This window comes from Longivirga aurantiaca (assembly GCF_042660085.1).
Taxonomy (GTDB): domain Bacteria; phylum Actinomycetota; class Actinomycetes; order S36-B12; family CAIYMF01; genus Longivirga; species Longivirga aurantiaca.
Genome location: NZ_JBHSTI010000008.1, coordinates 1707376 through 1730175, shown reverse-complemented (window position 1 = coordinate 1730175; position 22800 = coordinate 1707376). Strand labels below are relative to the sequence as shown.

The 22800-nt window shown below is 73.0% G+C and carries 25 protein-coding genes (1 of these 25 only partly in view); all 25 read left to right on the top strand.

Annotated features, from left to right (window positions below; all coding sequences use genetic code 11):
- Window positions 1-79 precede the first annotated feature (79 nt).
- Window positions 80-1084, top strand: coding sequence for a bifunctional diaminohydroxyphosphoribosylaminopyrimidine deaminase/5-amino-6-(5-phosphoribosylamino)uracil reductase RibD (gene ribD / locus ACFQGU_RS12170; RefSeq protein ID WP_386768271.1), 1005 nt, complete (start codon window positions 80-82; stop codon window positions 1082-1084).
- Window positions 1085-1681, top strand: coding sequence for a riboflavin synthase (locus ACFQGU_RS12165; RefSeq protein WP_386767008.1), 597 nt, complete (start codon window positions 1085-1087; stop codon window positions 1679-1681).
- A complete protein-coding gene (locus ACFQGU_RS12160; RefSeq protein ID WP_386767006.1) occupies window positions 1678-2949 on the top strand; it encodes a bifunctional 3,4-dihydroxy-2-butanone-4-phosphate synthase/GTP cyclohydrolase II in 1272 nt (423 codons plus the stop codon). The genes ACFQGU_RS12165 and ACFQGU_RS12160 overlap by 4 nt, the downstream gene beginning before the upstream one ends.
- A complete protein-coding gene (ribH, locus tag ACFQGU_RS12155; protein WP_386767004.1) occupies window positions 2946-3443 on the top strand; it encodes a 6,7-dimethyl-8-ribityllumazine synthase in 498 nt (165 codons plus the stop codon). Before ACFQGU_RS12160 ends, ribH begins: the two co-directional genes overlap by 4 nt.
- Window positions 3440-3706: a phosphoribosyl-ATP diphosphatase gene (locus ACFQGU_RS12150; RefSeq protein WP_386767002.1), complete on the top strand. Its 267-nt coding sequence runs from the start codon at window positions 3440-3442 to the stop codon at window positions 3704-3706. Before ribH ends, ACFQGU_RS12150 begins: the two co-directional genes overlap by 4 nt.
- A 45-nt stretch (window positions 3707-3751) precedes the next feature.
- Window positions 3752-4597, top strand: coding sequence for an ATP phosphoribosyltransferase (gene hisG / locus ACFQGU_RS12145; RefSeq protein ID WP_386767000.1), 846 nt, complete (start codon window positions 3752-3754; stop codon window positions 4595-4597).
- A 5-nt stretch (window positions 4598-4602) separates the two neighbouring features.
- A complete protein-coding gene (locus ACFQGU_RS12140; protein ID WP_386766998.1) occupies window positions 4603-5370 on the top strand; it encodes an SseB family protein in 768 nt (255 codons plus the stop codon).
- 143 nt (window positions 5371-5513) lie between these two features.
- Window positions 5514-6212: an MIP family channel protein gene (locus ACFQGU_RS12135; RefSeq protein ID WP_386766996.1), complete on the top strand. Its 699-nt coding sequence runs from the start codon at window positions 5514-5516 to the stop codon at window positions 6210-6212.
- Between the two features lie 268 nt (window positions 6213-6480).
- On the top strand, window positions 6481-7263 hold the full coding sequence (gene infC, locus ACFQGU_RS12130; protein ID WP_386766994.1) for a translation initiation factor IF-3: 783 nt from the start codon (window positions 6481-6483) through the stop codon (window positions 7261-7263).
- 52 nt (window positions 7264-7315) lie between these two features.
- On the top strand, window positions 7316-7510 hold the full coding sequence (rpmI, locus tag ACFQGU_RS12125) for a 50S ribosomal protein L35 (protein ID WP_386766992.1): 195 nt from the start codon (window positions 7316-7318) through the stop codon (window positions 7508-7510).
- Window positions 7511-7570: 60 nt separating this feature from the next.
- Window positions 7571-7954 (top strand): 50S ribosomal protein L20, encoded by a 384-nt coding sequence (gene rplT, locus ACFQGU_RS12120; protein ID WP_386766990.1) that lies wholly within the window; start codon window positions 7571-7573, stop codon window positions 7952-7954.
- Window positions 7955-7991: 37 nt separating this feature from the next.
- Entirely contained in the window at window positions 7992-8822 is an 831-nt protein-coding gene (locus ACFQGU_RS12115; protein ID WP_386766988.1) for a TrmH family RNA methyltransferase, read from the top strand.
- A gap of 194 nt (window positions 8823-9016) precedes the next feature.
- Complete coding sequence (locus ACFQGU_RS12110; RefSeq protein ID WP_386766986.1) at window positions 9017-9790, top strand: hypothetical protein; 774 nt, start codon at window positions 9017-9019, stop codon at window positions 9788-9790.
- 178 nt (window positions 9791-9968) lie between these two features.
- Window positions 9969-10841 (top strand): hypothetical protein, encoded by an 873-nt coding sequence (locus ACFQGU_RS12105; RefSeq protein WP_386766984.1) that lies wholly within the window; start codon window positions 9969-9971, stop codon window positions 10839-10841.
- 353 nt (window positions 10842-11194) lie between these two features.
- Window positions 11195-12262 carry a phenylalanine--tRNA ligase subunit alpha gene (gene pheS / locus ACFQGU_RS12100; protein WP_386766982.1) on the top strand — a complete coding sequence of 356 codons (1068 nt, stop codon included), beginning with the start codon at window positions 11195-11197 and terminating at the stop codon, window positions 12260-12262.
- Window positions 12263-12265: 3 nt separating this feature from the next.
- Window positions 12266-14782 (top strand): phenylalanine--tRNA ligase subunit beta, encoded by a 2517-nt coding sequence (gene pheT / locus ACFQGU_RS12095; RefSeq protein ID WP_386766980.1) that lies wholly within the window; start codon window positions 12266-12268, stop codon window positions 14780-14782.
- Window positions 14779-15570 carry an SDR family oxidoreductase gene (locus ACFQGU_RS12090; protein ID WP_386766978.1) on the top strand — a complete coding sequence of 264 codons (792 nt, stop codon included), beginning with the start codon at window positions 14779-14781 and terminating at the stop codon, window positions 15568-15570. The genes pheT and ACFQGU_RS12090 overlap by 4 nt, the downstream gene beginning before the upstream one ends.
- A 30-nt stretch (window positions 15571-15600) precedes the next feature.
- Window positions 15601-16641 (top strand): N-acetyl-gamma-glutamyl-phosphate reductase, encoded by a 1041-nt coding sequence (argC, locus tag ACFQGU_RS12085; protein ID WP_386766976.1) that lies wholly within the window; start codon window positions 15601-15603, stop codon window positions 16639-16641.
- Complete coding sequence (gene argJ / locus ACFQGU_RS12080; RefSeq protein WP_386766974.1) at window positions 16638-17789, top strand: bifunctional glutamate N-acetyltransferase/amino-acid acetyltransferase ArgJ; 1152 nt, start codon at window positions 16638-16640, stop codon at window positions 17787-17789. The genes argC and argJ overlap by 4 nt, the downstream gene beginning before the upstream one ends.
- Entirely contained in the window at window positions 17786-18721 is a 936-nt protein-coding gene (gene argB, locus ACFQGU_RS12075) for an acetylglutamate kinase (protein WP_386766972.1), read from the top strand. The genes argJ and argB overlap by 4 nt, the downstream gene beginning before the upstream one ends.
- On the top strand, window positions 18718-19935 hold the full coding sequence (locus ACFQGU_RS12070) for an acetylornithine transaminase (protein ID WP_386766970.1): 1218 nt from the start codon (window positions 18718-18720) through the stop codon (window positions 19933-19935). The genes argB and ACFQGU_RS12070 overlap by 4 nt, the downstream gene beginning before the upstream one ends.
- Window positions 19932-20435: an arginine repressor gene (locus ACFQGU_RS12065; RefSeq protein ID WP_386766968.1), complete on the top strand. Its 504-nt coding sequence runs from the start codon at window positions 19932-19934 to the stop codon at window positions 20433-20435. Before ACFQGU_RS12070 ends, ACFQGU_RS12065 begins: the two co-directional genes overlap by 4 nt.
- A gap of 58 nt (window positions 20436-20493) precedes the next feature.
- Window positions 20494-21942 carry an argininosuccinate lyase gene (gene argH / locus ACFQGU_RS12060; protein ID WP_386766966.1) on the top strand — a complete coding sequence of 483 codons (1449 nt, stop codon included), beginning with the start codon at window positions 20494-20496 and terminating at the stop codon, window positions 21940-21942.
- 5 nt (window positions 21943-21947) lie between these two features.
- On the top strand, window positions 21948-22538 hold the full coding sequence (locus ACFQGU_RS12055; RefSeq protein ID WP_386766964.1) for a DNA-3-methyladenine glycosylase: 591 nt from the start codon (window positions 21948-21950) through the stop codon (window positions 22536-22538).
- A 40-nt stretch (window positions 22539-22578) separates the two neighbouring features.
- On the top strand, window positions 22579-22800 hold the 5' end (the start) of the coding sequence (gene tyrS / locus ACFQGU_RS12050) for a tyrosine--tRNA ligase (RefSeq protein ID WP_386766962.1). 1107 nt of this gene lie beyond the right edge of the window; 222 of the gene's 1329 nt are visible here — the first part of the coding sequence; its start codon is at window positions 22579-22581; its stop codon lies beyond the right edge, outside the window.

Sequence of the window (22800 nt, the reverse complement as noted above, 5' to 3'; positions counted from 1 at the left end):
CCGACCGGGTCGTGCGGGCCCGAGCAGGCGAAGGGCAGACGTGAGCACCGCACCAGCCACCGAGCGCGAGACCGACGCGATGCGTCGCGCGCTCGCCCTGGCCGCCAGCCCGGACGCCCGCACCGGCCCCAACCCGCGGGTCGGCTGCGTCCTCCTGTCCCCGGACGGCGAGGTCGTGGGCGAGGGCTACCACCACGGCGCCGGCCACCCCCACGCCGAGGTCGAGGCCCTGCGCGCCGCGGGCGGCCGCGCCCGCGGAGCCACCGCGGTCGTCACCCTCGAGCCCTGCGACCACACGGGGCGCACCGGCCCGTGCAGCGTCGCCCTGCTCGACGCAGGCGTGGCGCGGGTCGTGCACGGCCAGTCCGACCCGAACCCCGTCGCGGCGGGGGGCGCGCGGCGCCTCGCCGGTGCGGGCGTGGAGGTCGTCGGGGGAGTCCTCGCGGCCGAGGCCGAGGCGCTCAACCCCGCCTGGACCTTCGCGGTCACCCACGGTCGCCCGTTCGTCACCTGGAAGGCGGCCTCCACCCTCGACGGCCGCGTCGCCGCGGCCGACGGCAGCAGCCGGTGGATCACCTCGGCCGAGGCCCGCGCCGAGGTGCACCGGTTCCGGGCCGGGGTCGACGCCGTGATCGTCGGCATCGGCACCGTGCTCGAGGACGACCCGCACCTCGCGGTCCGCCGGGGCGGCGTCGTCCTCCCGCGGGAGGTCCAGCCGCTGCGCGTCGTCGTCGGACGGCGCGACATCCCCGAGCGTGCCCGCGTCCTCGACGGTGCCGCGCCCACGCTGCAGGTCCGCGAGCACGACCCGGCGACGGTCCTGGTGGCCCTGCGCGACCTCGACGTCCAGCACGTGCTGCTCGAGGGTGGCCCCACCCTCGCCGCGGCGTTCGTGCGGGCGGGCCTCGTCGACGCCGTGCGCTGGTACGTCGCCCCGGCCCTCCTCGGGGCAGGGGCCTCTGCACTGGGCTCCGCGGGCATCAACTCGATCGCGGATGCGTTGCGTCTGCGGATCACCGAGGTCGCACGCGTCGGTGACGACGTGCGCATCGACGCCCGGGTGCTCCGGGCCGAGGAGGACTGAGTGTTCACGGGCATCGTCGAAGAGCTCGGCAGCGTCGTCGCCGTCGAGCCGATGGTCGACGCCGCGAGGCTGCGGATCCGGGGGCCGCTCGTCACCTCGGACGCCGTCCACGGTGCGTCCATCGCGGTCAACGGCGTCTGCCTCACCGTCGTGGAGCTCGGCGACGGCGAGTTCACCGCCGACGTGATGCAGGAGACGCTCGACCGGTCGTCCCTCGGTGCCGTGGCTCCGGGCTCGCCGGTCAACCTCGAGCGCCCGGTCACCCTCGCGGCGCGGCTCGGGGGCCACCTCGTCCAGGGCCACGTCGACGGCACCGGGACGATCCTCGAGCGCTCGCCGAGCGAGCACTGGGAGGTCGTGCGCGTCTCGCTCCCCGACGACCTCGGCAAGTACGTCGTGGAGAAGGGCTCGATCACCGTGGACGGCGTGTCGCTCACGGTCGTCGAGGCCCACGACGACTGGTTCAGCATCTCGCTGATCCCGACGACCCTCGAGCTCACGACGCTCGGCACCAAGCAGGTGGGCGACCCGGTCAACCTCGAGGTCGACGTCGTCGCCAAGTACGTCGAGCGCATGCTGCAGTGGAGGACCTCATGACCATCGGGACCGCGGCCGGGACCGATCGCGCCGGCATCCGCCTCGACCCCGTCGAGGAGGCAGTGGCCGCGATCCGCGCCGGTCGGGCCGTGGTCGTCGTCGACGACGAGGACCGGGAGAACGAGGGCGACCTCATCTTCGCCGCCCAGAAGGCGACGCCCGAGGTCACCGGCTTCATGATCCGCTGGACCTCCGGCTACATCTGCGTGGCCATGCCCGGCAAGGACCTCGACCGCCTCGGCCTGCCGCCGATGACGCAGGTGAACGAGGACAAGAAGGGCACGGCGTACGCCGTCACCGTCGACGCGCGCGACGTGAAGGCCACCGGCATCTCGGCCGAGGACCGCGCGCGCACGATCAAGGTCCTCTCGGACTCCGCCACGGAGCCGTGGGAGCTCACCCGGCCCGGCCACGTCGTGCCGCTGCGCGCCATGGACGGCGGAGTGCTCCGCCGCGCCGGCCACACCGAGGCCGCGGTCGACCTCGCCCGGCTGGCCGGCCTCACCTCGGCCGGCGCCCTCTGCGAGCTCGTCAACGAGGACGGCTCGATGATGCGTGCGCCGCAGTGCCGGGAGTTCGCCGACGCGCACGGCCTCGTCATGATCTCGATCGCCGACCTCATCTCGTACATCCGGCACACCGAGCTGCAGGTCGAGCGGGTCACCGAGACCCGGCTGCCCACCGAGTTCGGCGACTTCCGCGCGGTCGGGTACCGCTCGCGGCTCGACGGCGTGGAGCACGTGGCCCTCGTGCACGGCGACATCGGCGACGGCGAGGGCATCCTCGTGCGGGTGCACTCCGAGTGCCTCACGGGCGACGTCTTCGGCTCGCGCCGCTGCGACTGCGGCCCGCAGCTGCAGGCGGCGCTGCGCCGCGTCGCCTCCGAGGACCGCGGCATCGTGCTGTACATGCGCGGCCACGAGGGCCGGGGGATCGGCCTGCTGCACAAGCTGCGCGCCTACGCGCTGCAGGACGACGGCGCCGACACCGTCGACGCCAACCTCAACCTCGGCCTTCCCGCCGACTCCCGCGACTACGGCACGGGCGCGCAGATCCTCGCGGACCTCGGTGTGCGCAGCATGCGGCTGCTCACGAACAACCCGGCCAAGCGCGCAGGGCTCGAGGGCTACGGCCTGTCGATCATCGAGCGCGTCCCGATCGAGGTCGTCCCGAACGTGGAGAACCTCGGCTACCTCCAGACCAAGCGCGACCGCATGGGCCACGACCTGCCCGACGACCTCGACGTCCCCGAAGGGAACCCCACATGAGCGGCCACGGAGCACCCCGGCTGGACCTGCCCGGAACGGCCGACCTCCGTGTCGCGGTCGTGGCCGCCTCCTGGCACGAGCAGGTGATGGGCGGACTCGTCGGCGGGGCGACCCGCGCGCTCGACGAGCTCGGTGCCGCCTACGAGGTGATCCGCGTCCCGGGTGCCTTCGAGCTCCCGGTCGTGGCGAAGGCCGCCACCTCCGGGGGCTACGACGCCGTGGTCGCCCTCGGCGTCGTCATCCGTGGCGGCACACCGCACTTCGAGTACGTGTGCCAGGCGGCCACGGACGGACTCGCCCACGTCGCCCTGCAGACCGGAGTGCCCGTCGGGTTCGGCCTGCTGACCTGCGACACCGAGGAGCAGGCGCTCGCCCGGGCGGGCCTCCCGGGCTCGGAGGAGGACAAGGGACGCGAGGCCGTCGAGGCGGCGATCGCCGTGGTCCTCACCCTGCGTGGGATGTCGCCCAAGGGTTCCGTAGGCTTTGCCTCATGAAGACCTTTGAGGAGCTGCACACCGAGCTCGTGACCAAGTGGGCCGAGAAGGACCCGTCCTCCGGCACCGTCACCCGCCTCCTCGAGGACGGCGTGCACGGAGCCGGCAAGAAGGTCGTCGAGGAGGCCGCCGAGGCCTGGATGGCCGCGGAGTTCGAGGGCAAGGAGCGGGCAGCTGTGGAGATCTCGCAGCTGATCTTCTTCACCCAGGTGCTCATGCTGGCCGCCGACGTCTCGCTCGAGGACGTCTACCGGCATCTGTGATCGTGCCCCGCGCCCGATCCCATCCCAGCCGCTAGGAGCAGCCTCATGCTGCGTGTCGCCCTCCCCAACAAGGGTCAGTTGTCCGACCCCGCCCGCGAGATGCTGCGCGAGGCGGGCTACCCCGCGGCGCACAGCGCCCGCGAGCTCGTGGTGCAGGACCCGGAGAACGACGTCGAGTTCTTCTTCCTGCGGCCCCGCGACATCGCGATCTACGTCGCCAGCGGGCAGCTCGACATCGGCATCACCGGGCTCGACCTCGTGCTCGACTCCGGCGTGCAGACCGAGACCCTGCTCGAGCTCGGCTTCGCGCCGTCGACGTTCCGCTTCGCCGCGCCCGCCGGCACCGCGACCACGGTGCACGACCTCGCCGGCAAGCGGATCGCCACGTCGTACGCAGGCCTCCTCGCGACGCGGCTCGCCGAGCTCGGCATCGACGCGACCGTCGTGAAGCTCGACGGCGCCGTGGAGAACTCCGTGCGCCTCGGCGTCGCGGACGCGGTCGCCGACGTCGTGGCCACCGGCACCACGTTGAAGCAGGCGGGCCTCACGGTGCTCGGCGAGCCGCTGCTCGTGAGCCAGGCCCTCCTCGTCCAGCGGGCGGGCGCGGCCCAGAGCCCCGTGGTCGACACGTTCGTCCGGCGCCTGCAGGGCGTGATCGTCGCCCGCGCCTACGTCCTCGTCGACTACGACATCCGCACCGAGCTCGTCGAGCGCGCCTGCCGGATCACCCCGGGGATCGAGTCGCCCACGGTGTCCTCCCTGCACGACTCCGCCTGGTCCGCCGTGCGGGCGATGGTGCCGCGCCGCGACGTCCACCGCGTGATGGACGAGCTGTACGACATGGGCGGCCGCGGGATCCTCGTCACCGACATCCACGCCTGCCGGCTCTAGCCGCGATGGGGCACGGGCACGGCGCGGGGGAGCACCAGCGTCCGGGCGAGCAGCGGTTCGGCGGGATGGACATCCCGGAGCCCGAGTTCGCCGACGACGACGGCACGCCCGACCCGGAGCTGGCCGAGGTGCTGGCCCTGCACGCGCTCGGCGAGGCTCGCCTCTCCGACGTCGTCCGGCTCCTCCACGGCAAGCGCCTCATGGCCCCGCTCATGGCCGTGCTCGACTCCGTGACGGACGACGTGGCAGCAGGCGCCCCCGGGCCAGGCGAGAAGGACTCGCACATGGCGACCGTCAGCCTCGTCAGCCCGGACGGCCGACGCGGCCTGCTCGCCTTCACCTCGGTGGCCTCGATGGTCGCCTGGGACCCCTCTGCGCGGGGGATCCCGGCGTCGGCCGCGCGGGTGGCGGGAGCGGCACTGGAGGAGGGCGCCGACGCCGTGCTGCTCGACCTCGGCGGCCCGGTGCGGCTCGCGCTCCAGGGCGAGGCCCTGCTCGCCGTGGCGGAGGGCAGGCCGTTCGTCCCGGTGCCCGAGGATCCGGCGGTCCTGGCCGCAGTGGCCGAGGCGCTCGCGGGGCTCGCCGGACTCGCCGGGCACGAGGCCGCACCCGCGCCGACGGGTGCGGGCGACCTGCTGGTGGCTCTGGTCCCCGAGCCCGGGGCCGACGGCGCGGGGGTCGCCGCCGCCGCCGCCGACCGTCTCGCCGGCCATCCCGTGCTGGTGGCGGCCTGCCCGGGCGGGATCGCGATCGGCCTCGTCGACCCCGGCTGAGTCCCGGCTCGTCCCGTTACCAGCCGGTATCCGAGCAGGTCGTGAGCGTGTCGGCGTGATCTCGCCCCGCGATACCGCTTTCATGGACGGGTTCGGGATCTTCCCCGTACGTCCCCCATCCCGACTCACCCCGAGGTGCCGCCATGTCGTCCCGTAAGTACGTCGCCGAGTTCCTCGGCACGTTCCTCCTCGTCTTCCTCGCGGTCGGTGCCGCGGTCATGGGCCTCAAGAGCGCAGGCATCCTCGCCGTGGCGACAGCCTTCGGCTTCGTGCTGGTGTTCGTCGCCTACGCCTTCGGCCCGGTGAGCGGCGCGCACGTCAACCCGGCGGTCACCATCGCCATGGTCGTGGCCCGCAAGATGCCGATCGCCGAGGCGGCCGGCTACTGGGGCGCCCAGATCGCGGGTGCCATCGTCGGCGCCGGCGTGCTCAAGCTGCTCGTCTCGAGCTTCGGCGTCGTGGACGAGACCGGCGGTCTCGGCACCAACGGCTGGGCCGACCCGCTCACGATGGGTGGGGCGTTCATCCTCGAGATGCTGCTGACCTTCGCGTTCGTCCTGGTGATCCTGATGGTGACCGACCGCGCGGCCAACGGCACGACCGCGGGCCTCGCCATCGGCGTCGCGCTCACCGTCGTCCACCTGGTCGGCATCCCCAACACCGGCACCTCGGTGAACCCGGCCCGCTCGATCGGCCCGGCCCTGTTCGAGGGCGGCACGGCACTGTCCCAGCTGTGGCTGTTCATCCTGGCGCCGCTGCTCGGCGGCGTGATCGCCGCGGTGGTCTACCCGTTGACGCGCGCCCACGTGGTGGAGGCCGTCGGCCAGGCCGACGCCGCCTGATCCTGCTCGACGACGCGGCCGCCCTCCGGGGCGGCCGCGTCCGTTTTGGGCGTTCGGCGGCCCACCCGGTACAGTTCGCCCCGGACCGGTCCTCCCCGAACGTGGGGGCGGACCACGCAAGCGGAGCCCTCGCTCCCACCCGCACGACCTCCGGGTCGTCGGGTCCAGGTCGCGGAACCCCCGACGGGGGGATCCGGCGGCGTCCCGCCCCCGGGCGGAGGACGCCGACGACTGCGAGGCCTCGCGCGCGTGCGCGGGGCCTCGATCCATGTCGAGGGCCGGTGCGACCACGAACCATCGGACGAACCAAGGAGTGCACATCAGCGCCGAGCCCCGCATCAACGAGCGGATCCGAGTCCCCGAGGTCCGGCTTGTCGGGCCCAACGGGGAGCAGGTAGGCATTGTGCGCATCGAGGATGCGCTGCGCCTGGCCGCGGAGGCCGATCTCGATCTGGTCGAGGTCGCACCGATGTCCAAGCCGCCGGTCTGCAAGCTCATGGACTACGGCAAGTTCAAGTACGAGTCGGCCCTGAAGGCGCGTGAGGACCGCAAGAAGCAGGTCAACACCGTCATCAAGGAGATGAAGCTCCGCCCGAAGATCGACGCGCACGACTACGAGACGAAGAAGGGCCACGTGGTCCGCTTCCTCAAGGCGGGCGACAAGGTCAAGATCACGATCATGTTCCGCGGTCGCGAGCAGTCGCGACCCGAGCTCGGCTTCCGCCTGCTGAAGAAGCTCGCGGACGACGTCGCGGACATCGCGTTCGTCGAGTACTCGCCGAAGCAGGACGGCCGCAACATGATCATGGTCCTCGGGCCGGTCCGGAAGAAGGCCGAGGCCATGGCCGAGGCCCAGGCCGAGAAGGACGCCAAGAAGGGACGCCGGCACGACGAGGCCGACGGCGAGCTCGAGGCGACCGGGGGCACCACCGAGACCACGACCGACGTGACCGAGCCCGCTCCCGCGGAGGTCGAGACCGTCGAGACCGCAGAGACCGCAGAGACCGCAGAGACCGTAGAGGCCACCGAGGCGGCGCAGGCCGACGCCTGAGCACCACCCCGACAGCACCACGCACCATCACACTCACGAGGAGAACGGCGACATGCCGAAGCAGAAGACCCACAGCGGCACCAAGAAGCGCATCAAGGTGACCGGCTCGGGCAAGCTCATGCGCGAGCGCACCAACAAGCGCCACCTCCTCGAGGTCAAGTCGAGCAAGCGCACCCGCCGACTCTCGGTCCCCAAGGAGCTCTCGCCCGCCGACACCAAGCGCGTGAAGAAGCTCCTCGGCATCTGACCGACCCCCGACGTCCATCGCCGGGCCGGTCAGGCCCGTCCATCCAGCAGGAGAACACCCATGGCACGCGTGAAGCGGGCAGTGAACGCCCACAAGAAGCGCCGCGAGGTCCTCGAGCAGGCCAGCGGCTATCGCGGGCAGCGCTCGCGCCTCTACCGCAAGGCGAAGGAGCAGATCCTCCACTCGGAGGTCTACGCCTTCAACGACCGTCGTAAGCGCAAGGGCGACTTCCGTCAGCTCTGGATCCAGCGCATCAACGCCGGTGCCCGCGCCAACGGCATGACCTACAACCGCTTCATCCAGGGCCTCAAGGCCGCGGGTGTCGAGGTCGACCGTCGCATGCTGGCCGAGCTCGCCGTCAACGACGCCGCGGCCTTCGCCGTCCTCGTCGAGACCGCGAAGAAGGCCCTCCCGGCCGACGTCAACGCGCCTGCCTCGGCCTGACGACGCCCAGCACCTCCGACCGTCCCGGTCGCGACGCATGAGCTCCACCACCGAGCTGACCTCCACCCGCTCACCGCGGGTGACGGCAGCCCGGCGCCTGGTGAAGCGTGCGTTCCGCGACCGGGACGGTCGTTTTCTTGCCGAGGGGCCGCAGGCCTGCCGCGAGGCGGCCGGCGTCCCCGGGGCCCTGCTCGAGCTGTACGTCACCGCGGAAGCTGCCGACCGGCACCCCGAGATCGTGGCCGCTGCCCGTGCCGCCGGCGCCGAGGTCGTGCGCGCGTCGGGCGAGGTGGTCGGCTCGCTGTCGGGAACGGTCACGCCGCAGGGCATGGTCGGCGTCTGCGCCACCGGCCCGGTCACCTCGAGCCTCGACTCGCTGCTGTCGGGCCCGCAGCGCCTCGTCACGGTGCTGGCGCACGCGCGCGACCCCGGCAACGTCGGCACGGTGATCCGCTGCTCGGACGCCGCAGGCGCCGGGGGGGTGGTGCTCACCGAGGCCAGCGTCGACCCGCTCAACCCGAAGGCCGTGCGCGCGAGCGCCGGCTCGCTCTTCCACCTGCCGGTGGTCACCGGGCCCACGGTGGCCGACCTCGTCGCCCGGATGCACGCCGCAGGGCTGCAGGTGCTCGCCGCCGACGGCGCGGGCGCGCGCGACCTCGACGACCTCGAGGACGACGGCACGCTCGGTGCTCCCACCGCCTGGTTGTTCGGCAACGAGGCGTGGGGCCTCCCCGAGCCGACGCGCGCCCTCGCCGACCAGGTCGTGCGCGTGCCGATCCACGGACGTGCCGAGAGTCTCAACCTCGCCACCGCCGCTGCGGTCTGCCTGTACGCCTCCGCCCGCGCCCAGCGTCGCCGTACGCCGTAACCGGCTGCGGTGCAGGTGATCCCGCAGGTCGGTCCGTCTGCCGCGGCTTCTTCGGCAAGGCTCACCTAACCAGGGCATGTGACGAAAACCTTAGGGGCGCAAGGGCTTTGGACGCTTCGGGCCGAGCGTCGGGTGAGGCACACTGGGCGTCGATCCACCGTCTCCCCGCGGTGGTACGCCTTTCGGGAGGGCCCATGCCGCGCCATCTGACGTTGCCCATCCTCGAGGAGACGGGCTACGTCGTCCTCGACAGCTACCAGCAGCCGATCGACCCCGCTGAGTGGAAGGACCTCGAGTACGTCGACTGGAAGTCCAGCGGCGACACCCGGTTCGCGCCGCTCGCCTCGGCGTACGGCCAGATCGAGTGCAACGGCTTCTGGCACTTCGACCCGCCGAAGGCCGACAAGGACGGTGTCTGGATCGACAGCCAGACGGCGATCGCCCCCACGCTGACGCGCCGCGTGCAGGAGATCGGCGCCAACGTCGGCCGCTGCCGCATCATCGAGCTGCAGCCCAACTCGTACGCCGACGCGCTCTACAACAGCCACCTCGACGACAACAACCGGCTCAACCCCGAGGGCGAGGGCTGGGTGCTGCGCCTGTTCATGCAGCTCACGCACAACCCCGACTCCGTGATGATCCTCCGCGAGGACATCAACGACCCGTCGACCGAGACCCGCATCTCGCTGCCCGCGGGCGCCCAGCTGCTCGTGGACTCCGAGCGCATGTGGCACTCGGTGTGGCACCAGGACTCTGCTGGCGAGGCGCGCCACTGCCTCATCACCTCCGTCGAGAGCGGCCCGGCGCTCGAGAAGTGGGTGTTCGAGAACAGCCCGCGCACGAAGGTCGAGAGCGCGTTCCTCGACCAGGGCGAGGCGTTCCGTGGCGAGACCATCGCGCAGGAGCGTCGCTCGGCCCGCACCGCGTACTACGGCTACGACCCCACGATGGTGATGTCGGAGGCCTGAGAGCCGGAGGGACGTACCGAGGGCGCGCACCTCCGGGTGCGCGCCCTCGGTGCGTCCGGACACCGGTCGAGCGGGCGAGACGTCGGACACACCCCTGGTTAGGGTTACCTAAGTTGCGGGGGGCGTGCGGCATGATGGATACCGGTCAGCTTCCCCTTGAGCAGTGCGAGGACGGGTCATGACGCAGTACCAGGAGAACGGCTACACCAAGCTCGAGGCGTTCCGTGCCAACGGCTACGTCGTCCTCGACATGTACCAGGGCGAGATCGACCCGAAGGAGTGGCTCGACGTCACGTACGTCGACTGGAAGTCCTCGGGCGAGACCCGCTTCGCGCCGCTCGCCTCGGCGTACGGCGACCTCGAGTGCGACGGCTTCTGGAACCACACCCCGCCGAAGACGGACAAGGACGGCGTCTGGGTCGACAGCCAGGTCGCGCTGGCACCCACGCTGGTCGAGCGCGCGAAGGAGCCGGGCGCCAACATCGGCCGCTGCCGCATCATCGAGCTCCTGCCCAACCAGTACGGCGAGACGCTCTACAACTTCCACCGCGACGACAACAACCGCCTCAACCCCGAGGGCACCGGCTGGATCGTCCGCGGCTTCTTCAACCTCACCCACAACCCCGACTCGGTCATGGTGCTGCGCGCCGACAAGGACGACCCGTCCACCGAGACGCGCATCGCGCTGCCGGCCGGCGCCCAGCTCATCGTCGACACCCAGCGGCTGTACCACGCCGTCTGGCACCAGGGCGATGCACCGCGCTACTGCCTCATCACCTCGTGGGAGTCCGGCCCCGAGCTCGACGCCTACATCGAGAAGTACCACGGCGTCTCGTACGTCGAGTCGTATCCGCTCACCGACGAGGAGCTCGCCGCCGGCGAGGCTCTCGCCCAGGCCAAGCGCGACGCACGCGCCGCGGCGCTCGCCGCCCGCGGCCAGGACCCGCGCTTCGGCGACGGCACCCTGCGCGTCCTCGAGGAGCAGATGGGCGGCATGGACTCCATGGACAGCGCCACCGGCATGGAGACCGAGCAGCTCTCCGAAGCCTGACCGTCTCCGATGAAGGCGGCCTCGCTTGGCGATGAAGGGTGGGCCCCCGCCGGGCGAGACTGGGCGGAGCCCTCGCCCGGTAGGGGACTTCATTGCTATGAGCGCAGCACAGTCGGCCTTCATGAACGCGTTCGACGGGGTCCGGGCGTCGGCCTAGGCTTCACGCCATGACCCGCGCCCGTTCCACGTCGTACGCCGGCAGCACGCCCGGCCGGACGACCCTGGGCGCCTGCGGTCGATTTCCGCGGCGCTGACCGCGCTGCTCGCCCTCGGGCCCGCGACGGTCGGCGCTCTCCGCGTTCCCTAGACTCGTCGCGCCCGCCTCTCGCGGGTCAGACCCGAGAAGAGCGAGCATGTCCGCCCCGAACAAGTCGTTCGACCCCGTCGAGGTCACCGCGCTGAAGGCCGAGGCCGTCGACGCCGCGGTGAGCGACGCCCTGGCCGCGATCGCCGCCGCCACCGACCTGGACGCCCTCAAGGAGGCGCGCCTCGCCCACGCCGGGGACCGCAGCCCGCTCGCGCTCGCCAACCGCGAGATCGGGGCTCTTCCGCCGCAGGCCAAGGCCGAGGCCGGCAAGCGCATGGGCATCGCCCGCGGCGCGGTCAACGAGGCGCTGAAGACGCGCCAGGTCGAGCTCGAGGCCGAGCGCGACGCCCGCGTGCTCGTCGAGGAGGCCGTCGACGTCACGCTGCCGTACGACCGCCGCCCCGTCGGCGCGCGCCATCCGCTCACCACCATCCAGGAGCGCATCGAGGACGTCTTCGTCGCCATGGGCTGGGAGGTCGCCGAGGGGCCCGAGGTCGAGGCCGAGTGGCTCAACTTCGACGCCCTCAACCTCGGCCCGGACCACCCTGCCCGCTCGATGCAGGACACCTTCTTCGTCGGCACCGAGGACTCGGGCGTCGTGCTGCGCACGCACACCAGCCCGGTCCAGGTGCGCTCGATGCTCGACCGGCCCGTGCCGATCTACGTCGTCTGCCCGGGCCGCGTCTACCGCACCGACGAGCTCGACTCCACGCACACGCCCGTCTTCCACCAGGTCGAGGGCCTCGTCGTCGACGAGGGCATCACCATGGGGGACCTCAAGGGCACGCTCGACCACTTCGCGACGGCGATGTTCGGGCCCGAGGCCAAGACTCGCCTGCGCCCGTCGTACTTCCCGTTCACCGAGCCGAGCGCCGAGCTCGACCTGTGGTTCCCGCAGGCCAAGGGCGGGCCGCGCTGGATCGAGTGGGGCGGCTGCGGCATGGTCAACCCGCGCGTGCTGCGCGCGAGCGGCATCGACCCCGATCGCTACTCGGGCTTCGCGTTCGGCATGGGCATCGAGCGCACGCTGATGTTCCGCCACGACGTCACCGACATGCGCGACATGGTCGAGGGCGACATCCGCTTCACCACCCAGTTCGGCATGGAGGTCTGACCGGTGCGCATCCCCCTCTCGTGGCTGCGCGAGTACGTCGACGTCCCGGCCGACGAGACTCCCGAGCGGATCGGTGAGCGCCTCGTCGCCGTCGGTCTCGAGCTCGAGGAGATCGTCACCGTGGGCGGCGAGGTCACCGGCCCGCTCGTGATCGGTCGCGTCCTCGAGGTCGAGGAGCTCACCGAGTTCAAGAAGCCCATCCGCTTCTGCCGGGTCGAGGTCGGGCCCGAGCACGGCCACCCCGACACGCCGGGAGTCCGCGGCATCGTCTGCGGCGCACGCAACTTCGTCGCGGGCGACGTCGTCGTCGTGGCCCTGCCCGGCGCCGTGCTGCCCGGCGACTTCCGCATCGCCAGCCGCGAGACCTACGGCAAGGTCTCCGACGGCATGATCTGCTCCGAGCGCGAGCTCGGCCTCGGCGACGACCACAACGGGATCATGGTGCTGCCCGAGGGCACGGCCGAGATCGGCGACGACGCCGGCCCCGTCATCGGCCTCGGCGACGTCGTGCTCGACGTCGCGGTCACGCCCGACATGGGCTTCTGCCTGTCGATGCGCGGCGTCGCGCGCGAGCTCGCCCACCAGTACGGCGTGCCGCTGCGCGACCCGGCCGAGATCGACGACCTGCCGGCGCCGGACGCCGGCACGCCGCACGAGTGCGCCATCGACGACCTCGACGGCTGCAGCCTCTTCACGCTGCGCACGATCGTGGGCTTCGACCCGACGGCCCCGTCGCCGTACTGGATGCGCCGCCGGCTCGTCATGAGCGGCATGCGACCGGTCTCGCTCGCCGTCGACGTCACCAACTACGTGATGCTCGAGACGGGCCAGCCGCTGCATGCGTTCGACCAGCGCAAGCTGCAGGGCGCGATCGTCGTACGCCGTGCGCGCGCGGGGGAGAAGCTCGAGACGCTCGACCACGTGGTGCGCACGCTGTCCGCCGACGACCTCCTCATCACCGACGACCGCGGACCCATCGGCCTCGCCGGCACGATGGGCGGCCTCGACACCGAGATCGACGACGACACCGTCGACATCGCGCTCGAGGCCGCGCACTTCACTCCCGCGGTCGTCGCGCGGATGTCGCGCCGCCACAAGCTCTCGAGCGAGGCGTCGCGCCGGTTCGAGCGCGGCGTCGACACCGTGCTCGCGCCGTACGCCTCGGCCCGCGCCGCCGGCCTGCTGCTCGCCCACGGCGGCGGTCGCTACGTGGGGATGACCGGAGTCGAGGCTCCGCGCGAGCCCGTCACCGTGGAGATGGCGGCGGACCTCCCGGCACGCGTCGCCGGCATCGACGTGCCGCGCGCGGTCGTCGTCGAGCGCCTCGAGGCCGTCGGCGCCACCGTCGCGGACCCCGACGCCGACGTCCTGGTCGTCACCGCGCCCACCTGGCGGCCCGACATCACCGACCCGGCGGACCTCGTCGAGGAGGTGCTGCGCCTCGGGGGGTACGACGCCATCCCGCCGACCCTGCCGCAGGCCCGCGCGGGGTACGGGCTCACGGAGTCCCAGCGCGCACGCCGGCGCGTGGGCCGTGCGCTGGCGGCTGCCGGCTATGTCGAGGCGCTCGCCTACCCGTTCGTGGGAGACGCGGATCTCGATGCGCTCGGCATCCCCGCCGACGACGAGCGACGGCGCCTGCTGCTGCTGGCCAACCCGCTGTCCGACGAGCAGCCCGGCATGCGCACCACGCTGCTCCCCGGCCTGGTCGCCACGCTGCGCCGCAACGTCGGCCGCGGCACGTCCGACGTCGCGCTCTTCGAGGCCGGCTCGGTCTTCCACCTCCGCGAGGGCCAGCAGCCCCGCGGCGTCACCGCCCCGCCCCGGCCGTCGGTCGCCGGTCGCCCCTCGCACGACGACCTCACCGCGCTGACCGGCCTGCTGCCCGAGCAGCCTCTGCACGTCGGCGTCGTCCTCGCGGGCAACGTCGCCCCTGCCGGCTGGTGGGGCGGCGCGCAGCCCGCTGTGTGGGCCGATGCCGTCGAGGCCGCGCGCACCGTGGCCGGCGCCGTCGGCGCAGACCTGCAGGTGCGCAAGGGCGCCGCCCCCGCACCGTGGCACCCCGGCCGGGTCGCCGAGCTCGTCGTCGCCGGTGCGGTCGTCGGTTTCGCCGGTGAGCTCGCACCCCGCGTGTGCGAGGACGCGGGCCTTCCCAAGCGCACCAGCGCGATGGAGCTCGACCTCGACGCTGTCATCGCCGCTGCCACGCCCGTCGTCACGGCCACCGGAGTCCTCACGTTCCCGGTCGCGAAGGAGGACGTCGCCCTCGTGGTGGCGTCCGACGTCGCGGTGAGCGACGTCGAGGCCGCGCTGGTCTCGGGCGCCGGGCCGCTGCTGGAGTCGGTGCGCCTGTTCGACGTCTACACGGGCGAGCAGGTCGGCGAGGGCAGCAAGTCCCTCGCGTTCGCGCTGCGCTTCAGGGCTCCCGACCGCACGCTCACGGTGGAGGAGGTCGGGGCCGCGCGCGACTCCGCCGTCGCGGCCGCCGCCGCCGCGCACGGGGCGGTCCAGCGCGCGTGAAGGCCCTCGTCACCGGCGTCACCCGGGGGATCGGCCGCAGCCTGGTCGAGCACCTGGCCGCCGGTGGCTGGGAGGTCGCGGCGGTCGCCCGCGACGAGATCGCGCTCCGGTCCCTCGCGCCCGCCTGGGGCGAGCGGGTCACGCCGTACGCCGCCGACGTCACCGATGGTCCGCGTCTCGCGGAGGTGGCCACGGCGGCAGGCGACCTCGACCTCGTCGTGGCCAACGCGGGCGCGCTGCTCGGGGCGGGCCCGCTCTGGGCGAGCGATCCCGACGCGTGGTGGTCGGGGGTCGAGGTCAACCTGCGCGGCGTCTACCTGACGCTGCGCGCGGTGCTGCCGGGGATGATCGCGCGGGGGAGCGGCCGGGTGGTCGTGCTCGCGAGCGGCATCGGCACCGAGCCGTCGCCGTACGACTCTGGCTACGGAGCGAGCAAGGCCGCGGTGCTGCACCTGGTCACCACGGTCGAGGCCGAGCTGGCCGGCACCGGGGTCCACGTGTTCCCCGTGAGCCCCGGCATGGTGAAGACGGACATGACGCGCTTCCCCGTCGAGCTGACCCGCCATGTCCCGGAGTTGGCCGACATCCCGGACGACCGGTACACGCCGGTCGATCTCCTGCTCGGTCTCGTCGACGAGATCGCCACCGGCCGGCTCGACCCGCTCGCCGGCCGGTTCGTGCACGCCCGCGACGACCGCGACCGGCTGCTGGCCGAGATCGGTCCCGGCGACACGCGGGCGCGGACCCTGCGCCTCGCCCCGGCGTGGCGGGACGACCCGCGCGGCTGAGGAGTATCCGCATATGTGTATAGTCGAGCGGTGACCTCCTCACCGCTCGTCGCGGCCGTCGTCGGCGCCTCCGGGTACGCCGGCGGAGAGCTCCTGCGCCTGCTGCTCGCCCACCCGTCGTTCGAGGTGGGCCCGCTCGCGGCCGGCAGCAGCGCCGGCAAGCGCGTGACCGAGCTGCACCCGCACCTCACGGCGCTCGCCGACCGCACGTTCATCGGCACCGACGTCGACGCGCTCATCGAGGCCGATGTCGTGTTCCTCGCGCTCCCGCACGGCGAGTCGGGCGCGATCGCCGCCGCGCTCCCGGCGGGCACGCTGGTGGTCGACCTCGGTGCCGACCACCGGCTCGCGGACGCCGAGGCGTGGTCGCGGTACTACGGCGGCAACCACGCGGGCACCTGGACCTACGGCATGCCCGAGCTCGGCGACCAGCGAGCGGAGATCGCGACGGCCCGGCGCATCGCGAACCCCGGCTGCTACCCGACCGGCGTGATCCTCGGTCTCGCTCCGCTGCTCGCCGCCGGGCTCGTCGAGCCCGACGACGTCGTCGTGGTGGCGGCGAGCGGCACCACGGGTGCGGGGCGCAAGCCCAGCGACGCGCTGCTCGCGAGCACCGTGATGGGGCAGCTGTCGGCGTACAAGGTCGGGGGCACCCACCAGCACACGCCGGAGATCGAGCAGGCGCTCACGGGCGCTGCGGGCGAGCGGGTGACGGTCTCCTTCACCCCGCTGCTCGCGCCGATGCCGCGCGGGATCCTCGCGACCACCACCGCGAGGCTCGCCGACGGCGTCACCACGGAGGTGCTGCACGAGGCCCTCCACGCGGCGTACGCCGGCGAGCCCTTCGTCACGGTCCTGCCGAGCGGCTCATGGCCGCAGACCGGTGCCACGCTCGGCGCGAACTCCGTGCACCTGCAGGTGGCGGCCGACCGGCACTCCGGCCGCGCGGTCGTCGTGTCGGCGATCGACAACCTCACCAAGGGCGCTGCAGGCCAGGCGCTGCAGAACGCCAACATCGCCCTCGGCCTCCCGGAGACCGCAGGCCTCACCGCTATCGGAGTCGCGCCGTGACCGTCACCGCCCCCGCAGGGTTCCGCGCCGCAGGCGTCGCGGCCGGCCTGAAGTCCACGGGCGCACCGGATGTCGCGCTCGTGGTCAACGAGGGTCCGCAGTTCGCGGCGGCGGGGGTCTTCACCCGCAACCGCGTGAAGGCCGCGCCCGTCCTCTGGTCGCAGCAGGTGCTCGCGGCGGGCGTCGTGCGCGCCGTCGCGCTCAACTCCGGTGGTGCCAACGCCTGCACGGGCCCCGACGGCTTCCTCGACACCCATCGCACGGCCGAGCACGTCGGCTCGCTCCTCGGCATCGGTGCGGGCGACGTCGCGGTCTGCTCCACCGGCCTCATCGGCGTACGCCTTCCCACCGACAGGCTCTTCGCGGGTCTCGACGCCGCCCAGGCCGCGCTCGACGCCGAGGGCGGCGACGACGCCGCGCGCGCGATCATGACCACCGACTCCGTGCCGAAGACCGCACTGGCGCAGGGCGACGGCTTCGTCGTCGGCGGCATGGCCAAGGGCGCGGGCATGCTCGCGCCGTCGCTCGCCACGATGCTCGTCGTCGTCACCACCGATGCCGTCGCCGATGCCGCCACCCTGGACGCCGTGCTGCGCGCGGCCACGCGCGTCACGTTCGACCGCGTCGACAGCGACGGCTGCACGTCCACCAACGACACCGTGCTGCTGCTGGCATCAGGGGCCTCGGGCGTGACGCCGTCGTACTCCGAGCTCGTCGAGGCGGTCACAGACGTCTGCGCCTCCCTCGCCCGTCAGCTCGTCACCGACGCCGAGGGCGCGAGCAAGGACGTCCGCATCGACGTCGTCAACGCGGTGTCGGAGGACGACGCCGTCAACGCGGGCCGCGCCGTCTCCCGCGCCAACCTCGTGAAGTGCGCGATCCACGGCGAGGACCCCAACTGGGGGCGCATCCTCGCCGAGCTGGGCATGACCGACGCGCGGTTCGAGCCCGACGCCGTCGATGTCGCCATCAACGGCGTCTGGGTGTGCCGCGACGGCGCCACCGGCGACGACCGCGACCTCGTCGACATGAGCGGTCGCGAGGTGGTCATCACCATCGACCTCCGCAGTGGCGACGCGAGCGCCACGGTCTGGACCAACGACCTGACAGCGGCGTACGTCCACGAGAACTCGGCGTACTCCTCATGAGCGGCACGGTGACCCGGCCCGCGGGGGAGCGCGAGGCGGCTCTCGAGAAGGCGGCCGTCCTCGCCGAGGCGCTGCCGTGGCTCGAGCGCTTCCACGGCGCGACGATCGTGCTGAAGTACGGCGGCAACGCCATGGTCGACGAGGCGCTCGGCAAGGCCTTCGCCGCCGACGTGATGTTCCTGCGCATGGCCGGGCTCCGGCCCGTCGTCGTCCACGGAGGCGGTCCGCAGATCTCGTCGATGCTCGAGAGGCTCGGCATCCCGGGGGAGTTCCGTGGCGGCTACCGCGTCACCAGCCCCGAGGCGATGGACGTCGTCCGCATGGTGCTCACCGGCCAGGTGCAGCGCGAGGTCGTCGGCCTGATCAACGCGCACGGCCCGTACGCCGTCGGGCTGTCGGGCGAGGATGCGCACCTCTTCACCGCGGAGCGTCGCGACGTGCTCGTCGACGGCGAGCCTGTCGACGTCGGCCTGGTCGGCGAGGTCGTCGACGTCCGCCCGGACTTCGTGAAGCAGCTGCTCGACGACGGTCTCGTGCCGGTCGTCTCGTCGGTCGCGCGGGGCGAGGACGGCAACGTCTACAACGTGAACGCCGACACCGCCGCCGCCGCGCTCGCAGTCGCGCTCGGCGCCGACAAGCTCGTGGTGCTCACGGACGTCGAGGGGCTGTACGCCGACTGGCCCACCAGCGACGAGGTCATCCGCACGATCGCCGTCGGCGAGCTCGAGCGGATGCTCCCCGCGCTGTCGAGCGGGATGGTCCCGAAGATGGCGGCGTGCGTGCACGCCGTCCGCGGCGGGGTGCCCCGGGCGCACGTGATCGACGGTCGGCTGCCGCACGGCGTCCTGCTCGAGATCGTCACGTCGTCCGGCGTCGGCACGATGGTGCTGCCCGACGACGCCGAGCTCTTCGACGAGGAGCCGTCGTCGTGACCGCGCCGACCACCACCGGGGCCGCGACCGCTGCGCTGCAGGCCCGCTGGTCCGAGGTCATGCTCGGCAACTACGGCGTGCCGCCGGTCGCGCTCGCGCGGGGCGAGGGCGCCTGGGTGTGGGACGTCGACGGCACCCGCTACCTCGACCTGCTCGGCGGCATCGCGGTGTCGTCGCTCGGCCACGCCCATCCCGCCGTGGTCGAGGCGGTCAGCCGCCAGGTGTCGATCCTCGTGCACACGAGCAACCTCGCGATGCACGTGCCCGGCATCGCGCTGGCCGAGCGGCTCGCCTCGCTCGTGCCGGCGCGAGCGCGGGTCTTCCTGTGCCAGGACGGCGCGACCGCCAACGAGGCAGCCCTGAAGATCGCGCGCAAGCGCGGGAACCTGCAGGGCCGCGACGAGATCGTGTCGACCCACGGCGGTTTCCACGGACGCACCGCGGGTGCGCTCGCGGTCACCGGCACCCCCGCCAAGCGGACGCCGTTCGAGCCGCTGCCCGGCGGGGTCGTGTTCGTCGATTTCGGCGACGTCGAGGCGCTCCGGGCCGCGGTGGGTCCGCGCACCGCGGCCGTCATCGTCGAGCCGGTGCAGGGCGAGGGCGGCGTCGTCCTCCCGCCGCCGGGCTACCTCGCAGCTGTCCGGGCGCTCTGCGACGAGGTGGGTGCCCTCATGGTCTGCGACGAGGTGCAGTCGGGCATCGGCCGAGCCGGCACCTGGCTCATGTCGGTGCAGCAGGGCGTCGTGCCCGACGTCGTCACCCTCGCCAAGGGGCTGGCCTCGGGGATGCCGATCGGCGCGGTGATCGCGACCGGTGAGGCCTGCGACGTGCTGGTGCCCGGCGACCACGGCACCACCTTCGGCGGCAACCCCGTCTCCTGCGCTGCGGCCCTCGCCGTGCTCGACACCATCGAGTCCGACGGCCTGCTCGAGCACGTGACCCGGCTCGGCGACCGGTGGGCGGCGTCGTTCGACCGGATCGACCACCCGCTGCTCGCGTCGCACCGCGGCGTCGGGCTGTGGCGTGCGCTCGAGCTGTTGCAGCCGGTCGCGGGGGCGTTCGAGGTCGCCGCCCGCGACGCCGGCTTCCTCGTGAACGCCGTGCGCCCCACCACCATCCGGCTCGCACCACCGCTGATCCTCACGGACGAGCAGGCCGACATGTTCAGCGACGCGCTCCCTGCGCTGCTCGACGCCGCGGCAGGTGCGCCGTGACGGCGCCCAACACCAAGGCTGCGCGCCTCGCGCGCATCGCCGACCTCCTCGAGCACAACGCCGTCCCGAACCAGGCGCGCCTGGCCGAGCTGCTCGAGATGGAGGGCGTCGCCGTCACCCAGGCCACGCTCTCGCGCGACCTCGACGAGCTCGGCGCGGTGAAGGTCGTCACCGCGGACGGCCGGTCCGTCTATGCGGTGCCCGGTGAGGGCGGAGACCCGAGCCCCGTCGCGGCGCTCGGCGAGGACGCCGCCGTCGCACGGCTCGCGCGCGTCGCGGGCGAGGTGCTCGTGTCGGCCGAGGCGTCGGCCAACCTGGTCGTCCTCCGGACGCCCCCGGGGGCGGCGCAGTACCTCGCCTCGGTGATCGACCACAGCGTGCTCCCGACCGTCATCGGCACCGTCGCGGGCGACGACACCGTGCTCCTCGTGGCCCGGGACCCCGACGGCGGCGCGGACGTCGCCGCTGCGATGCTGAGCCTCGCCGAGAACGGTCGATGACAGGCTGCACCTGCACGCCCGCCCGTCAGGCACCACCAGCACCGAGAGAAGGACCAGCGTGACCGAGCAGCAGCCCGCAGGCGGACAGCGACTGTGGGGCGGACGCTTCGGCAGCGGCCCCTCCGACGCGATGGCGGCCCTCAGCCTGTCGGTGCACTTCGACTGGAGGCTCGCACCGTACGACCTCGCGCAGTCCCGCGCCCACGCGCGCGTGCTCAACCGCGCGGGGCTCCTGACCGACGACGAGCTCGCCGAGATGCTGGGTGCGCTCGACTCGCTCGAGGCCGACGTCGCCTCCGGCGAGTTCCTGCCGCAGCCCGCCGACGAGGACGTGCACACGGCGCTCGAGCGGGGCCTGACCGAGAGGCTCGGCGTCCTCGGCGGGAAGCTCCGGGCCGGCCGGTCGCGCAACGACCAGGTGGCGACCGATCTCCGGCTCTTCCTGCGCGACCACGCCCGGTTCGTCGCCCTGGCCGTGGCCGACCTGCAGCGCGCCCTGCTCGCGCAGGCCCAACGGCATGTCGACACGGCAGCCCCGGGCTTCACGCACCTGCAGCACGCGCAGCCTGTGTCGTTCGGGCACGAGCTCGCCAAGCACGTGCACGCCCTCGCGCGCGACGTCGACCGGGTCATGGACTGGGACCACCGTGCGGCGCTCTCGCCCATGGGCGCAGGCGCTCTCGCCGGTTCCTCCCTGCCGCTCGACCCGCAGGCCGTGGCCGCAGAGCTCGGTTTCCGCGGCGCCGTGGCCAACTCCATCGACGCCGTGAGCGACCGCGACTTCGTGGCCGAGCTCTGCTTCGTGCTCGCGATGGTCGGCGTGCACCTCTCGCGGCTCGGCGAGGAGATCTGCCTGTGGACCTCGCGCGAGTTCGGCTGGGCGCAGCTCGACGACGCGTGGTCGACGGGCTCGTCGATCATGCCGCAGAAGAAGAACCCGGACGTCGCCGAGCTCGCGCGCGGCAAGGCCGGTCGGCTCATCGGCGACCTCATGGCCGTCCTCACGGTCCTGAAGGGCCTGCCGTTCGCCTACAACCGCGACCTGCAGGAGGACAAGGAGTCGGTGTTCGACGCGATCGACACGCTGCTCCTGGTGCTGCCCGCGATGACGGGCTGCGTCGCCACCTTGCGCTTCGACGCCGACCGGATGGCGGCTTCCGCACCGCAGGGCTTCGCGCTCGCCACCGACATCGCCGAGTGGCTGGTGCGCCAGGGCGTGCCGTTCCGCGAGGCGCACGAGGTCGCCGGTGGCTGCGTCCGCCGGGCCGAGGCGCGCGGGGTCGAGCTCTGGGACCTCAGCGACGACGAGATGCGCGACATCAGCGACCACCTCACCCCGGCGGTGCGCGGAGTGCTGTCCGTGCGCGGCGCGCTCGACTCGCGGTCGGCGTACGGCGGCACCGCGCCCGCGCGGGTGCGCGAGCAGCTGGCCGACGTCACGCGCGTGGTCGAGGTCGCCGCCGTCTGGGCCGCCACCGCACCCGGCGCCCGCGGCGCCCACGAGTAGGCACCGTGGCCGGGGTGCTGCCGCGCTCGTTCTACGCGCGCCCGGCGGACGTCGTCGCACCCGAGCTGCTGGGCTGCGTCGTCGAGGCCGAGACCGCGGAAGGCCTTGTCTCCGTGCGGCTCACCGAGGTCGAGGCGTACGCGGGGGAGGACGACGCCGCATCGCACGCCTGGCGCGGACCCACTCCGCGCACCGAGGTGATGTTCGGCCCGCCCGGGCACGTCTACGTCTACTTCACCTACGGCATGCACTGGTGCGCCAACCTCGTGTGCGCGTCCGACGGCGTCGCCGCCGCGGTGCTCCTGCGTGCGGGGGAGGTCGTGGTGGGCGAGCCGCTGGCCCGCGAGCGCCGGGGCGCGAAGCCGCCGGGGCGCCGCCTGGCGTCGGGCCCGGCCAACCTGGCGCGGGCGCTCGGCCTCGACGGCGCATGGCACGGCGCCGACGTCACCCGCGCCGCAGGGCGGCTCCGCGTCCGAGCCGGGACACCGCCGCTCGAGGTCTCGGCTGGTCCGCGCGTGGGCATCACGCGTGCGGTCGACGTCCCCTGGCGGTTCACCATCCCGGGCGAGCCCACGGTCAGCGCCCCGCGCCCGTGAGCCGCAACCGGTTCGAGCCGCCGTGCTCCCGTGCGCGAGGATGTGGCCCGTGACCGAGCTGACCGATCTCGACCCCGCCGCCGCCCGACGCGTCGCCGTCCTCGACGACCTCGCCTGGCGCGGCCTCATCGCGACCTCGACCGACCTCGAGGCGCTGCGCGCAGACGCGGCCGCCGGGCCGATCACGCTCTACTGCGGCTTCGACCCCACCGCGCCGAGCATGCACATGGGCAACCTCGTGCAGATCCTCACCGTGCGGCGG

What these genes read in the sequence shown, in the direction of transcription:
- ACFQGU_RS12140 (WP_386766998.1), top strand. Translation starts at nt 4,603, where the DNA reads ATGGGGCACGGGCACGGCGCGGGGGAGCACCAGCGTCCGGGCGAGCAG.
- ribH (WP_386767004.1), top strand. Translation starts at nt 2,946, where the DNA reads ATGAGCGGCCACGGAGCACCCCGGCTGGACCTGCCCGGAACGGCCGAC.
- rpmI (WP_386766992.1), top strand. Translation starts at nt 7,316, where the DNA reads ATGCCGAAGCAGAAGACCCACAGCGGCACCAAGAAGCGCATCAAGGTG.
- ACFQGU_RS12135 (WP_386766996.1), top strand. Translation starts at nt 5,514, where the DNA reads ATGTCGTCCCGTAAGTACGTCGCCGAGTTCCTCGGCACGTTCCTCCTC.
- pheS (WP_386766982.1), top strand. Translation starts at nt 11,195, where the DNA reads ATGTCCGCCCCGAACAAGTCGTTCGACCCCGTCGAGGTCACCGCGCTG.
- rplT (WP_386766990.1), top strand. Translation starts at nt 7,571, where the DNA reads ATGGCACGCGTGAAGCGGGCAGTGAACGCCCACAAGAAGCGCCGCGAG.
- ACFQGU_RS12105 (WP_386766984.1), top strand. Translation starts at nt 9,969, where the DNA reads ATGACGCAGTACCAGGAGAACGGCTACACCAAGCTCGAGGCGTTCCGT.
- ribD (WP_386768271.1), top strand. Translation starts at nt 80, where the DNA reads ATGCGTCGCGCGCTCGCCCTGGCCGCCAGCCCGGACGCCCGCACCGGC.
- ACFQGU_RS12115 (WP_386766988.1), top strand. Translation starts at nt 7,992, where the DNA reads ATGAGCTCCACCACCGAGCTGACCTCCACCCGCTCACCGCGGGTGACG.
- argB (WP_386766972.1), top strand. Translation starts at nt 17,786, where the DNA reads ATGAGCGGCACGGTGACCCGGCCCGCGGGGGAGCGCGAGGCGGCTCTC.
- infC (WP_386766994.1), top strand. Translation starts at nt 6,481, where the DNA reads ATGTCGAGGGCCGGTGCGACCACGAACCATCGGACGAACCAAGGAGTG.
- ACFQGU_RS12160 (WP_386767006.1), top strand. Translation starts at nt 1,678, where the DNA reads ATGACCATCGGGACCGCGGCCGGGACCGATCGCGCCGGCATCCGCCTC.
- ACFQGU_RS12150 (WP_386767002.1), top strand. Translation starts at nt 3,440, where the DNA reads ATGAAGACCTTTGAGGAGCTGCACACCGAGCTCGTGACCAAGTGGGCC.
- ACFQGU_RS12110 (WP_386766986.1), top strand. Translation starts at nt 9,017, where the DNA reads ATGCCGCGCCATCTGACGTTGCCCATCCTCGAGGAGACGGGCTACGTC.
- hisG (WP_386767000.1), top strand. Translation starts at nt 3,752, where the DNA reads ATGCTGCGTGTCGCCCTCCCCAACAAGGGTCAGTTGTCCGACCCCGCC.